The 13,483-nt window shown below is 68.1% G+C and carries 12 protein-coding genes; 6 read left to right on the top strand and 6 right to left on the bottom strand.

The window, feature by feature from the left end; genetic code table 11:
- Positions 1 to 2: 2 nt before the first annotated feature.
- The 6 genes from yidC to M8J73_RS17430 all read left to right on the top strand — a co-directional run bounded on the left by yidC (position 3) and on the right by M8J73_RS17430 (position 6,069).
- A complete protein-coding gene (gene yidC / locus M8J73_RS17455) occupies positions 3 to 1,280 on the top strand; it encodes a membrane protein insertase YidC (RefSeq protein WP_055537143.1) in 1,278 nt (425 codons plus the stop codon).
- Positions 1,281 to 1,295: 15 nt separating this feature from the next.
- Positions 1,296 to 1,808 (top strand): Jag family protein, encoded by a 513-nt coding sequence (locus tag M8J73_RS17450; protein ID WP_055537144.1) that lies wholly within the window; start codon positions 1,296 to 1,298, stop codon positions 1,806 to 1,808.
- A gap of 115 nt (positions 1,809 to 1,923) precedes the next feature.
- Entirely contained in the window at positions 1,924 to 2,640 is a 717-nt protein-coding gene (gene rsmG, locus M8J73_RS17445; RefSeq protein WP_055537145.1) for a 16S rRNA (guanine(527)-N(7))-methyltransferase RsmG, read from the top strand.
- Between the two features lie 316 nt (positions 2,641 to 2,956).
- Entirely contained in the window at positions 2,957 to 4,030 is a 1,074-nt protein-coding gene (locus tag M8J73_RS17440) for a ParA family protein (RefSeq protein WP_079054670.1), read from the top strand.
- Positions 4,027 to 5,127 (top strand): ParB/RepB/Spo0J family partition protein, encoded by a 1,101-nt coding sequence (locus tag M8J73_RS17435; protein ID WP_055537147.1) that lies wholly within the window; start codon positions 4,027 to 4,029, stop codon positions 5,125 to 5,127. Before M8J73_RS17440 ends, M8J73_RS17435 begins: the two co-directional genes overlap by 4 nt.
- A 324-nt stretch (positions 5,128 to 5,451) precedes the next feature.
- Positions 5,452 to 6,069, top strand: a complete 618-nt coding sequence (locus tag M8J73_RS17430) for a GNAT family N-acetyltransferase (protein WP_055537148.1) — start codon at positions 5,452 to 5,454, stop codon at positions 6,067 to 6,069.
- A 141-nt stretch (positions 6,070 to 6,210) separates the two neighbouring features.
- On the opposite strand, the gene trxA is transcribed toward M8J73_RS17430, so the two are convergent.
- The 6 genes from trxA to murJ all read right to left on the bottom strand — a co-directional run bounded on the left by trxA (position 6,211) and on the right by murJ (position 13,474).
- Positions 6,211 to 6,543: a thioredoxin gene (trxA, locus tag M8J73_RS17425; RefSeq protein WP_055537149.1), complete on the bottom strand. Its 333-nt coding sequence runs from the start codon at positions 6,541 to 6,543 to the stop codon at positions 6,211 to 6,213.
- 41 nt (positions 6,544 to 6,584) lie between these two features.
- The gene (gene trxB / locus M8J73_RS17420) at positions 6,585 to 7,556 is read right to left on the bottom strand and encodes a thioredoxin-disulfide reductase (protein WP_055537150.1); all 972 of its coding nucleotides are present in this window, start codon (positions 7,554 to 7,556) and stop codon (positions 6,585 to 6,587) included.
- 167 nt (positions 7,557 to 7,723) lie between these two features.
- Positions 7,724 to 8,665 carry an anti-sigma factor family protein gene (locus M8J73_RS17415; protein WP_055537151.1) on the bottom strand — a complete coding sequence of 314 codons (942 nt, stop codon included), beginning with the start codon at positions 8,663 to 8,665 and terminating at the stop codon, positions 7,724 to 7,726.
- Positions 8,662 to 9,375: an RNA polymerase sigma factor SigM gene (gene sigM, locus M8J73_RS17410; RefSeq protein ID WP_055537152.1), complete on the bottom strand. Its 714-nt coding sequence runs from the start codon at positions 9,373 to 9,375 to the stop codon at positions 8,662 to 8,664. The genes M8J73_RS17415 and sigM overlap by 4 nt, the downstream gene beginning before the upstream one ends.
- 24 nt (positions 9,376 to 9,399) lie before the next feature.
- On the bottom strand, positions 9,400 to 11,124 hold the full coding sequence (locus M8J73_RS17405; protein WP_055537153.1) for a protein kinase family protein: 1,725 nt from the start codon (positions 11,122 to 11,124) through the stop codon (positions 9,400 to 9,402).
- 118 nt (positions 11,125 to 11,242) lie between these two features.
- Complete coding sequence (gene murJ, locus M8J73_RS17400; protein ID WP_055537154.1) at positions 11,243 to 13,474, bottom strand: murein biosynthesis integral membrane protein MurJ; 2,232 nt, start codon at positions 13,472 to 13,474, stop codon at positions 11,243 to 11,245.
- Between the last annotated feature and the right edge of the window lie 9 nt (positions 13,475 to 13,483).

The following is a 13,483-nucleotide window of genomic DNA, read 5'->3' as shown; positions in this document are numbered from 1 at the left end:
TAGTGGACACGATTGCCAGTCTCTTCAGCTTCATCACGACACCCGTCTCCTGGGTCATCGTCCAGTTCCACAAGGTGTACGGCGCCCTTTTCGGCGATGACACCGGGTGGGCCTGGGGCCTGTCCATCGTGTCCCTGGTGATCCTGATCCGGATCTGCCTGATCCCGCTCTTCGTGAAGCAGATCAAGGCGACTCGGGCCATGCAGACGCTCCAGCCCGAGATGAAGAAGATCCAGGAGCGCTACAAGAACGACAAACAGCGTCAGTCCGAAGAGATGATGAAGCTGTACAAGGAGACGGGCACCAACCCGCTCTCCTCGTGCCTTCCCATCCTGGCGCAGTCTCCGTTCTTCTTCGCCCTGTACCACGTGCTCAACAGCATCGCGAACAACGACACCATCGGTGTCATCAACGAGAGCCTGCTGGAGAGCGCCCAGAAGGCGCACATCTTCGGCGCTCCGCTGGCCGCGACCTTCACGGACAGCGCTGCGGAGGCGGCAAAGCTCGACTCCTCGATCACCACGGTCCGCATCGTGACCGCGATCATGATCGTCCTGATGTCGCTGTCGCAGTTCTACACGCAGCGTCAGCTGATGACGAAGAACGTCGACACCACGGTGAAGACGCCGTTCATGCAGCAGCAGAAGATGCTGATGTACATCTTCCCGATCATGTTCGCCGTCTTCGGCATCAACTTCCCCGTCGGTGTCCTCGTCTACTGGCTGACCACCAACGTGTGGACCATGGGCCAGCAGATGTACGTCATCCACAACAACCCCACCCCGGGTTCCAAGGCCCAGGCCGCGTACCTGGAGCGCCTCCTCAAGCACGTCACGCGTCACGGCAAGACCCGCAACCGGCGTGAGCGCGCCATCGTCAAGGCGATCGTCGTCAAGGGCCGTGACCGCAACGAGTACGAGCGGAAGTTCATCAACGGTCTGAACAAGGAGGGCCTCGCGGCCCAGACCGACGGAACCGTGATCAAGGGCGAGGCCGCAGCCGTGGCCACCGCCGAGGACGGTACGCCGACTCCCGCCAAGCGTCAGCAGCCCAAGCGCCAGACCAAGGCCCAGCGTCAGGCCGGTGCCACGAAGACCGCTGACGACGCCGAGCAGCAGAGCGCGCCCACCTCGCTCAGCAAGTCCGACGAGCCCGAGGACGCCAAGCCGGCAGCCGCAGCCAAGAAGGCGGCGCCCCAGCCCGGCACCAGCGGCCGCAGCAAGGCCCAGTCCGGTCAGCGCAAGGGCCAGCAGCGCCCCAAGTCCCCGTCCAAGAAGTAAGAAGGAGCCCATCCCGTGACGGAAGGCACCACCTCCGCCGCCTCCGAGGGTGGAGACACCCTCACCCGCCTGGAGCAGGAGGGTGAGATCGCGGCGGACTACCTGGAAGGTCTGCTGGACATCGCCGATCTCGACGGCGACATCGACATGGACGTCGAGGCCGACCGTGCCTCTGTCTCGATCATCAGCGACAGCGGCAGCCGCGACCTGCAGAAGCTCGTCGGCCGGGAAGGCGAGGTGCTCGAAGCGCTCCAGGAGCTCACGCGCCTGGCCGTGCACCGCGAGACCGGTGACCGATGCCGCCTGATGCTCGACATCGCCGGCTACCGCGCCAAGAAGCGTGCCGAGCTCTCCGAGCTGGGTGCCAAGGCCGCGGCCGAGGCGAAGAGCACCGGTGAGCCCATCAAGCTGAAGCCGATGACGCCCTTCGAGCGCAAGGTCGTGCACGACGCGGTCAAGACCGCGGGCCTGCGCAGCGAGTCCGAGGGCGAGGAGCCCCAGCGCTTCGTCGTCGTGCTGCCTGCCTGATTCGGTACGTACGTCTCTCCGGCCCCGTCTGCCCGCAGGCGGGGCCGAACTTTGTCAGCCTGTTGTTCTGGTGTCAGCGCACAGTGCGCTCTTGCGGTACGGAAGGACGGTCCCCGTGACGGAGGCAGCGGAGCTTCCCCCTGCGCCCGAGCAGGCGCGCGACGTATTCGGTGATCGCTACGCGGACGCGGTCCGGTACGCCGAACTGCTGGCGGAAGCGGGAGTGCAGCGAGGGCTCATCGGCCCGCGGGAAGTACCTCGGCTCTGGGAGAGGCACCTGCTGAACTGCGCGGTGCTCTCCGAGGTCGTCCCCGAGGGTGTGACGGTTTGCGATGTCGGCTCCGGTGCGGGTCTGCCCGGCATCCCGCTGGCGCTCGTTCGGGACGACCTGAAGATCACGCTGCTGGAGCCGCTGCTGCGGCGCACCAACTTCCTGACGGAGGTCGTGGAGCTGCTGGGCCTCGACCATGTCACAGTGCTCCGAGGCCGCGCCGAGGAGGTCCTCGGCACGCTCCAACCGGTCCACGTGGTGACAGCACGGGCCGTGGCTCCCCTGGACCGACTCGCCACCTGGGGCATTCCACTCCTGCGTCCGTACGGAGAGATGCTGGCGCTCAAGGGCGACACCGCCGAGGAGGAGCTGAAGAGCGCGGCCACGGCACTGAGCAAGCTCGGAGCGGTGGAAACCTCCATCCACCATGTCGGTGAGGGTGTGGTGGATCCGCTCTCCACGGTCGTCCGTGTGGAGGTCGGCGAGAGCCCGGGCGGTGTCCGCTTCGCAGCGAAGCGAGCGAAGGCGGCTCGGACGGGACGGGCCCGCCGACGTCGTTGACGGGCATGCGCGGCGAGCGGCCACTGGCCTTGTGGCTCAACGCGCGGGCTGACCCGTCCTGACGACGAGGCATACTCCACACAAGCCCCCAACCTACGCATGTCGGAGTGTCGCGCGGCGGTGGCCTGAGCGGCTATGCATCGTGTTTCACGTGAAACGTCGCTCATTGCTACACGGCATCATCGGCCGTGGCCGCGCCGCGGCCGAACCGCGCGACCGAAGGCCTCTCGGGTCACTCGGAGAGGCGAGAGAGATTTCCACAGAGGTGGAATTCTCCACAGAACCCCAGGCCTCACTGGTTCACGACCCCGAAGACATGGGAGGCTCTGTTCATTGCGAGCCTGAAGTCGAGGAGAGTGAATCCTTGCGGTCCAACGCCAACATCGCGGGACCGATGACCGATCCGGTCCCCGGTCCCCGTACCGAATCGATGGGGGAGGATGTTTCACGTGAAACACCGCCCCCGATGGACGACACTCCCATCGGTCGTGCTGCTCAACTGGCGGTAGAGGCTCTGGGCCGCGCCGGGGAGGGGCTGCCCCGGCCTGAGCAGACTCGGGTCATGGTGGTCGCCAACCAGAAGGGCGGAGTGGGCAAGACCACGACCACGGTCAACCTCGCCGCCTCGCTGGCTCTGCATGGCGCCCGTGTCCTGGTGATCGACCTGGACCCCCAGGGCAATGCCTCCACCGCGCTGGGGATCGACCATCACGCCGAGGTGCCGTCCATCTACGACGTGCTCGTCGAGAGCAAGCCCCTGGCCGAGATCGTCCAGCCCGTCCCCGATGTGGAGGGACTCTTCTGCGCTCCCGCCACGATCGATCTTGCCGGTGCGGAGATCGAGCTGGTGTCCCTGGTGGCCCGTGAGAGCCGACTCCAGCGAGCGATCCAGGCGTACGAGCAACCGCTGGACTACATCCTGATCGACTGCCCTCCCTCACTCGGCCTGCTGACGGTCAACGCATTGGTCGCCGGCCAGGAAGTCCTCATCCCGATCCAGTGCGAGTACTACGCGCTGGAGGGCCTCGGCCAGCTGCTCCGCAACGTCGACCTGGTGCGGGGGCACCTCAACCCCGCCCTCCATGTGTCGACCATCCTGCTCACCATGTACGACGGCCGGACGCGTCTTGCCTCCCAGGTCGCCGACGAGGTGCGCAACCACTTCGGCGACGAGGTGCTGCGGACGAGCATTCCGCGCTCTGTCCGTATCTCCGAGGCCCCCAGCTACGGGCAGACCGTGCTGACTTACGATCCAGGTTCGAGCGGTGCCCTCTCCTACCTTGAGGCGGCACGAGAAATCGCGCTGAAGGGCGTCGGCGTGGGCTATGACCCGACGCACGCCCACATCGGCGCACAGAACAACCCGAGCATGGTGGAGGGGATCCAGTGAGCGAGCGACGGAGGGGGTTGGGCCGTGGTCTTGGCGCACTGATCCCAGCAGCCCCGACTGGGGAGAAGGCGGCACCACCGGCCATCGGTGGACCTGCGTCCCCTTCCCCGGCAGCGGTACCGATCCTCGCCCAGGAGCGTGGGGTGGTGGCCGCGAGGGTGGCCACGCTGCCCAATGTTTCACGTGAAACAGAGGAGCTGCCTTCGAACGGCGGCATCGAGGTGCCCGCAGCCCCTATCGGCGCACACTTCGCCGAACTGCCCCTCGACTCCATCACGCCGAACCCGCGGCAGCCCCGTGAGGTGTTCGACGAGGACCTCCTCCAGGAGCTGGTCACCTCCATCAGGGAAGTCGGCCTTCTCCAGCCCGTCGTCGTGCGGCAACTGGGACCGGCCCGCTACGAGCTCATCATGGGTGAACGGCGCTGGCGCGCCTGCCGTGAGGCCGGCCTGGAGGCGATCCCGGCGATCGTGCGGGCCACGGACGACGAGAAGCTTCTTCTGGACGCCCTCCTGGAGAACCTTCACCGGGCTCAGCTGAACCCGCTGGAAGAGGCCGCCGCCTACGACCAGCTGCTCAGGGACTTCAACTGCACGCACGACCAGCTGGCGGACCGCATCGGCCGGTCCCGTCCTCAGGTCTCCAACACCCTGCGCCTGCTGAAGCTCTCACCTGCGGTGCAGCGTCGCGTGGCCGCCGGTGTCCTCTCCGCCGGGCACGCGCGGGCACTGCTCTCGGTCGAGGACTCGGAGGAGCAGGACAAGCTGGCGCACCGGATCGTGGCCGAGGGGCTTTCTGTGCGAGCGGTCGAGGAGATCGTCACGCTCATGGGCTCGCGGCCCAAGACGACCTCACGCTCCAAGGGCCCGCGCGCCGGCGCGCGTGTCTCCCCCGCGCTGAGCGATCTGGCGACCCGGCTCTCGGACCGCTTCGAGACGCGAGTTAAGGTCGACCTGGGCCAGAAGAAGGGAAAGATCACCGTCGAGTTCGCCTCGATGGAAGATCTGGAGCGCATTCTGTCGTCGCTCGCCCCCGGTGAAGGACCCGTCCTTCAGCGGAGCCTGCTGGACGGCGACAGCGACGAGAGCGAAGCCTGAGCTGTCGATAGGTAGGACGCCTTTCGGCTGGTCGACCGCATGAGCGGGCAGTGTCCGATGTATACCGGACACTGCCCGCTCTTTGCTTGCAGGCAGTGTCTAGGCAATCACATCGTCGATACGATGCGGTGAGGTAGGGCGCATCCACCTTGTGGCACCTTTATGGGAGGCGGGGGCAATGCGAACCGTGAGCCGTTCCGGTCTGCTGACCGCCGGCCTGGGGCTGGGTGCGATCGGCGGATTCGTCGGCAGCCTGCTCAGGGAGCGAAGCGCTCTGACAGCCGCTCGCGACGCTGCGGGCGTAGGAAGCGAGGAACAGCCTTCATGGGGCGTCGGCTCGTACCGCTCACGCTGGACAACCTTCAGGACCTTCCCACGCGCTGCCGCTCGTGCGTCTTCTGGGAGTTGGACCCCGTCAGCGGTGAGGCAGCGCTAAAGGCCGGTACTCCCGCACTGGAGAAGGAAGCCTGGATCTCCGCCGTTCTTCTGGACTGGGGGTCCTGCGGGCGAGTCGTCTATGTGGACGACATCCCTGCGGGGTTCGTGCTCTACGCACCGCCGGCCTATGTGCCGCGCTCGACGGCGTTCCCGACAAGCCCGGTCTCACCGGACGCGGTTCAGTTGATGACCGCCTACATCGTGCCCGGCTTTCAGGGGCAGGGGCTCGGTCGGGTGATGGTGCAGACGGTGGCCAAGGACCTCCTGCGGCGAGGCTTCAAGGCGATCGAGGCATTCGGTGACGCACGCTGGAAGGAACCGGCCTGTGTGCTGCCCGCCGACCATCTGACCGCCGTGGGCTTCAAGACGGTCCGTCCTCATCCCGCTTACCCTCGGCTCCGGTTGGAGCTGCGGACGACGCTCTCCTGGAAGGAGGACGTCGAGTTGGCGCTCGACCGGCTTCTGGGAGCGGTCCAGAAGGAGCCAGCCCTGCGGCCGCTCTGAGAGCGACCGAACGGGGGCGCGTGCAGGCGAAAGGCGAGCCTGTGCAAGCGAAGGGGCCGACCCCGACGGGATCGGCCCCTTCATGTTTCACGTGAAACATCGTCGCCGAGCGACGGCGGTGCCACCTTGCGGCGGTGCCATCTACTGGGCGATGAAGTCCTCGAGGTCACGCACGATCGCGGCCTTCGGCTTGGCGCCGACGATGGTCTTGGCGACCTCGCCGCCCTGGTAGACGTTCAGGGTCGGGATGGACATGACGCCGTACTTGGCTGCCGTGGCCGGGTTCTCGTCGATGTTGAGCTTGACGATCTCGATCTTGTCGCCGTACTCCTGGGCGATCGCTTCGAGGGACGGCGCGATCTGGCGGCACGGGCCACACCACGCGGCCCAGAAGTCCACCAGGACGGGCTTGTCGTTCTTCAGGACGTCCTGCTCGAAGGAGTCGTCGGTCACATTCTTCAGGGTGCCGGCCACGGCGGGCTCCTAACTGGTTGGTGCGGTGGGGCGGACGGGGGTCAGACAGTGGACTTCTCGGGCTCGGCAGTCTGCTCGCCGTCCGCGAGGGCGGCGAGGAAGCGCTCGGCGTCGAGGGCGGCGGAGCAGCCGGTGCCGGCCGCGGTGATCGCCTGGCGGTAGGTGTGGTCGACGACATCGCCGGCGCCGAAGACACCGGTCAGGTTCGTCCGGGTCGACGGGGAGGCGACCTTCAGGTAGCCCTCGTCGTCCAGGTCGAGCTGACCCTTGAAGAGTTCCGTGCGCGGGTCGTGGCCGATCGCGATGAACAGGCCCGTCACCGGCAGGTCGGACGTCTCACCCGTCTTGAGGTTGCGCAGCTTCAGCGCGGCGAGCTTCTGGTCGCCCTGGATCTCCGCCACCTCGCTGTCCCAGATGAAGGAGATCTTCGGGTCGGCGAACGCACGCTCCTGCATCGCCTTGGAGGCGCGCAGCGTGTCCCGGCGGTGGACGACGGTCACGGACTTCGCGAAGCGGGAGAGGAAGGTGGCCTCCTCCATGGCGGTGTCACCGCCACCGATCACGGCGATGTCCTGGTCCTTGAAGAAGAACCCGTCACAGGTGGCACACCAGGAGACGCCGCGCCCGGAGAGGGCGTCCTCGTTGGGCAGCCCGAGCTTGCGGTGCTGCGAGCCCGTGGTGACGATGACGGCCTTGGCGCGGTGCACGGTGCCCGCGGTGTCCGTCACCGTCTTGATCTCACCGGTCAGGTCGACGGCGACGACGTCGTCCGGAACGAGCTCGGCACCGAAGCGCTCGGCCTGGGCCCTCATGTTGTCCATGAGGTCGGGGCCCATGATGCCGTCCCGGAAGCCGGGAAAGTTCTCCACGTCGGTGGTGTTCATGAGCGCGCCGCCTGCGGTGACGGCCCCCTCGAACACCAGCGGCTTCAACGATGCGCGCGCGGTGTAGAGCGCTGCCGTGTAGCCGGCGGGCCCGGAGCCGATGATGATCACGTTACGGACGTCGCTCACGGCTTGATTCCTCGTCTCTGGAGAGTGCTGCGTACTGCCGGTGGGAGCTGCTCTCGGAACTCTCACCCCACCCAACGGATCCTAAGGGGCGTGCATTCCCGGTGTGTCCGGGCACACGGAGACGTGACACCGCACAGGGATGCCAGGGGTGGCGCGGCGCACGGTCCTCAGGGGCGGGCGTACGTCTCCTTCAGCAGAACCTCTCCGGCGGGTGCCGAGGCCTTGCCCACGCAGGAGGCGTCGACGACATAGGCCGTGACGTGCGAAGCGTCCTTCGGGACGGGCAACAGGACGAGATAGGCGTCCGCCTTCTCATAGGTCCCGGGTTCTGATGCGATGGCCCCGGTCACGTCGCCGATGCCCTTGGCGACACAAGGGGGCACATCTTTCGTGAGCTTCGTGGTGGGGTTCGAGTTGAAGCGCTCCGGATCGCCGGGCGCTGTATTGGCGCCGACCGAGTCCCCGCCCTGTGCTTCCTTCGTCGTTTGGCCGCCGAGGAGATCGTCCACGCGCTTCTGCAGCTCGACGCCGGAGAACACGTCGGAGGCCGGACTCTGAGCGCTAGGAGGGCCGTCACCGGAGCCGCTGTCGTCCATCGACTGGACGAGCAGTACACCGAGCCCCAGAGTGGCGGTCGCGAAGACCGCGGCGAGAATCCGGATGCGGCGAGCGCGTCGCTTGGGTGTGGAGCGGCCCGGGCCCGTGGGCCCCCGGCCGTGACCGGCGGGACGATCCGTCGCCGTCGATGTTTCACGTGAAACATGAACACCACCGTCCGCCCGCGACGTGGTACCCGTCGTGCCAGAGGAGTCGGACGCTGCCGAGGTCTCTTCGATCTCCGGGTCGGGCGTGGTGGCGCTCAGCAAGGCCTCAGCAGCCAGAGCCGCATCGATCCGTCCCGCCACGTCGTCGGGCATGCGCGGAGGGCCCGGCAGGGTGCCGAGCATGCCGCGGATCTCCTCCAGCGAGGCATACACATCGGCGCAGAGCGAGCATTCGTCCAGGTGCTGTCGGACGCCCTCGGTGCGGGACGGCGGAAGAAGACCTTCGGTGAGGTCGGAGATCTCCTCGACGTCCGGATGTCCGGCTGTGTCGGTCGTGGATGTCACGCTCGCCCACCTCCGCCCTTCACAGCAGCTGCATCGCTTGGTCCTGCATCATGTGGTCCCGCTGCGGGTGGGACGGATGTCCCCTGCGTCCGGTTCCTTCCGCGCCCCGACTTTTCGCCGCTGTCACTCTCACCGTCGCCGCGGAGGTGGGTCAGCAGCGGCAGAAGTCTGGCTCTGCCACGGGCACAGCGGCTTTTCACCGTCCCGGTCGGGACATCGAGGATCCGTGCGGCCTCCGCCACCGGATAGCCCTGCATGTCCACCAGAACGAGGGCCGCCCGCTGGTCCTGCGGCAGTTTTCCCAGGGCTTCCAGGAGCTCGCGGTGGACGTCGTTGCGCTCGGCGGGAGCGGATGCCGACTCGTGCGGCTCCAGGAGCTGCTCCAGCCGCTCGGTGTCGTCGACCGGGGAGGTCTTGCGCGAGGCGGCCTTGCGGGCGCGGTCCAGGCAGGCGTTCACCGTGATGCGGTGCAGCCAGGTCGTGACGGCCGACTGACCCCGGAAGGTATGCGCGGCCCGATAGGCGGAAACCAGCGCGTCCTGGACGGCGTCAGCGGCCTCCTCGCGGTCTCCCAGGGTCCGCAGCGCCACCGCCCACAGCCGATCCCGGTGGCGCCGTACGAGCTCCGCGAAGGCATCGGGGTCGCCCCCGACATGCTGGGCCAGGAGGTCCTGATCGCTCGTCCCGCTGTGGTCAGCGACTGGCGCCATCGGACCCCCTTCCTCTAAGAACTCTCAGCCCATGAACTTCACGTCGGTGATCGCCTGCTTGTAGCCGGCGCCACTGAACTGGTCGGGCGCCGACTTGGGCACGGCGGTGAGCCAGACCAGAACGTACCGGGTCTTCACCGGCTTCTTGGCGGAGATCTTCAGGTTGGCGCCGCTGGTCGTGCTCGAGGCGATCTTCGTCATCGAATCGAGGGGGGCGGACGACGAGAGGGAGTCGGCCGCGTAGAGCGTGGCCGATGTGTGGTCCCCCGTGTAGTACAGCCCTATTGACGCGGCTGACACCTCCTGGGCGGAGCCCAGGTCGTAGACGATGCCGACACCCTGCTTGTAGGGCGCCAGGGTGGGGCCGTCGTTGAAGGAGTACGTCCGCCAGTACGTGGAACCGCTCTTGTCGTAAGTCAGATCCACGTCGTCGGCGTGCTGCGGCTTCCCGTCCGGGTAGTACTCCGCAGCGCCGCTGATGCCGAGCTTGCGGAGCGGCTTGGCCGTGTTGTCGCCCTTGTCGTTGTCCGTCGTCTGGCCCGTGTCCGTGTCGTTGGACCGGTCGCCGCGCTCCATGAGGGCGTCCGCCAGCTGCCAGCTGCCCAGGCCGAGCGCGGCGATCAGCAGCGCCGACACCGCCCACTTCAGGGCCTTGCCGGTACGGCTCTGGAGCGGCGGCGGCGGGGTCGGGATGGGCTGCGTGGCGCCCGGATGGGGCGACGGACGGCCGTACGTGCCCTGCTGGTACGTCGTGCGCTGGTAGTCGGGCGGGGCGGTGAACGCCGACTCCGGCGGGCGGATGCGGGGCATCTCACCGATCGCCTTCACCAGCTCCTCCGGCGTCGTGCACGGAGACTCGTGCCGCGAGGCGGTGGCGCCGTCGTTGGCGAGCGCACGCATGGAGAGCTCCGACAGACCACGGTGGACACCTGCCCGCACCTGGTCGGGAGCGATCAGCCCCACGCCCTTCGGCAGCCCGGACAAGCCGTGCGCGTCGTTCTCGTACGGCCAGCGCTGGGTGAGCGACGCGTAGAGCAGCGCGCCGATCGCCTCCGTGTCCGTGCGCTGCGGCGTGTCGGAGCTGATACCGCGCAGCGCCGCGTTCACCGCGAGGCCGCGGATGCGCCACTGCCCGGCGGCGGAGCGCAGAACAGCGCTCGGGTTGAGCCGGAGGTGGGACAGGCCCTCACGGTGCGCGGCGGCCATGGCGTGCGAGACCTGCGTGACCATCTGGTACGCGTCATGCGGTTCCAGCGGACCGGAAGCGAGAAGCGTCGTCAGTTCCGTGGCGTCGGGAAGCCACTCGTGCACCACGTACACGAGGTCGTTCTCCTCCACGGCGTCCAGTACCTGGACGAAGCGGGGGTCACCCAGCAGCGCCGAGGAACGCGCCGCCGCCAGCACGGCGCGGGCGCGCGTGTGGTCGGCCGGCAGGACGTGAACTCCGACCGCACGCCGCAGTTTCTCGTCCACGGCACGCCAACTGCTGAAACCGTCCAGACGGGTGACGCACTCTTCGAGGCGGTAGCGCCTGGCGAGCTTGTGACCGCTGTGCAGTTCGGGCGGTGTCGTCCTGGAAGGGCTCTCGGTGCCGCCGCTTCCCTGTGCCTCTTCGCTCGCCGAGCTGTCCGTGTCCCGCTCCCGGTTCTGGGCCTCCCCGTCGGCCGTGGACTGGTCCGCCTGCGCGGTCAGCGGCTCGTCGCCGCTGTTGTCTGCCACGTCGACGGCAGCCGTGCTCCGTTCCGCCACCGTCGTTCCTGCCTCCCCATCCGTTGCGCGCTCTGCGACGCCAAAGCCAATTGTGCCCACAGTCCGCCGCTATGAGCGACACGCGACGACGGACGATGGTTGTGCGCCTAACCCCGTCTCAGCGCCCCAGTCGTCCCCGGACCATACCGACCATCGAGTTGAGCTCTTCGATGCGCATGCGCCGTGCGGCGACGTAGAAGACACCGAGCAGAACGATTCCTCCCCCGACGAGGGCGAGCATCGAGCCGCCGACGCCCTGTCCCAGACTCCGGCTGATCCCGTAGCAGGCCGCGCCGCTGACCAGCGCCGCGGGCAGCGATGCGATGGACAGCCGTGCGTACGTCCGCATCACCCTGGAGCCGTCCAGGTCACCGCCCAGCCGCTTCTTCAGCCGCCGCCAGGCGACGCCCACACCGATCATGTAGGCGAGGCCGTACGAGGCCGCCATACCGACCACCGCCCAGCGGGCCGGGATCACGAAGAAGCAGATCGCGGAGGCCCCGGCATTGACGGCGGCCACGATGACCGTGTTGTAGAACGGCGTCCGCGTGTCCTCGTACGCGTAGAAGGCGCGCAGGACGACGTACTGCACGGAGTACGGGATCAGGCCGAGGCCGAAGGCCATCAGCATGAAGCCCATGTTGGTGGCCTCGACCGTGCCGGAAGAACCGAAGATCAGGGTGCACATGGGGATGCCCAGCGCGAGGAACCCGAAAGCGATCGGCACGATGGCGACGGCCGTCGTGCGCAGGCCCTGTGAGATGTCGTCCCGGACGGCTCCCGCGTCGTCCTCGGCCGCCGACCGCGAGATGCGCGGGAGGAGGGCCGCCATGAGGGACACGGTGATGATGGCCTGCGGCAGCCCCCAGATCAGCTGGGCGTTGGCGTAGGACGCGAAACCGGTGCCCTTGACGTCGGAGTGGATGCCCGCGGAGGTGGCCAGCTGAGTCACCACCAGAGCGCCGGCCTGGTTGGCGAGGACGAAGAGGATCGTCCATTTGGCGAGCATCGCGGCCTTGCCGAGGCCGTGGCCCTTCCAGTCGAAGCGGAGCCGGAGCCGGAACCCGGTCTCCCGCAGGTAGGGAATCATCGCGAGGGCCTGGACGACGAGGCCGAGCAGGATGCCCACACCGAGCAGACGCACGCCCTCCGGCGGGATGTTGTCGACGGTCATCCGGGAGTCGGCCGCGCTGCCGTAGACCCACAGGAACGCGCCGAGGGTGACGATGATGACGATGTTGTTGAGGACCGGCGTCCACATCATCGCGCCGAACCGGCCGCGGGCGTTGAGGATCTGCCCCATCACCACGTGGACGCCCATGAAGAAGATGGACGGCAGGAAGTACCGGGTGAACGTCACGGCGGTCTCGTTGGCCGCGGGGTTGTCGGCGACTCCCACGGACAGCGCCCGCACCAGGAGCGGGGCTGCGAACATCGCGAGCGCCGTGAGAAGGCCGAGGACCACCATGACGAGGGTCAGCAGGCGGTTGGCGTACGCCTCGCCGCCATCGTCGTCGTCCTTCATCGCACGCACGAGCTGCGGCACGAAGACGGAGTTCAGGCCGCCGCCGACGGTCAGGATGTAGATCATGGTCGGTAGCTGGTAGGCCACCTGGAAGGCGTCGCCGAGCAGGGCCAGGCCCAGCGCCGAGACGATCATCGCCGAGCGGATGAAGCCGGTGAGGCGCGAGACCATGGTGCCCGCCGCCATCACGGCGCTCGACTTCAGCAGACCTGAGGCCCGCCCGCCCTTCTTCGGGGCCGGCGCGGCCGCGGGGGCCTGTGCGGGCTCCTCGTGCTGCGGACGGCCCGGACCCGGGGCCGGAGCGGGGGTCGGGCCGGGCACGGAGGGTTGCCCCACGGGGCCGTTGCCGCCCTGCTGCTGGTCACGGAAGAGGTGGGCGAACGCGTCGGGTTCGTGGCGCTCCTCGCCGGCCTGCGTGACCAGGTCGTCCACCCCCACGAACTGGGTCGTCCGGGCGTTGTCGCCGTACGGCAGATGCCGGGACGGACCGTCCGGTTCGGGCGCGGGGGTCTGGGCCCATACCCGCGGGTCGGGGGCGTACTGCGACGGCGCGGGCTGCCCGTAGAGCGGCTGCGGCGGCGGCTGCTGCGGCTGGTGGGCACCCGGAGGCGGCGGAGGGTGCGCGGCGCGGTCGTAGAGCGCCTCGGCCACCGGGTCCTGAGCGGACAGATCCCGCGCGCGGTAGGGGTCCTGGTCGTAGGCATCCTGGAGGTACATGTCCGCGGGAGGCTGCGGCGGCACCGGGGCCGAACCGGGCAGCGAGCCGTCGGGGTAGCCCGAGTCGGCCGCGCCCTGGCCGCGGTCACCGTCGTACGGCGCGTTCATGGTTACCCC

This window comes from Streptomyces neyagawaensis (assembly GCF_023516595.1).
Classification (GTDB): Bacteria; Actinomycetota; Actinomycetes; order Streptomycetales; family Streptomycetaceae; genus Streptomyces; species Streptomyces neyagawaensis.
The sequence above is the reverse complement of the archived record's forward strand: the minus strand, read 5'-3'. Positions and strand labels throughout refer to the sequence as shown.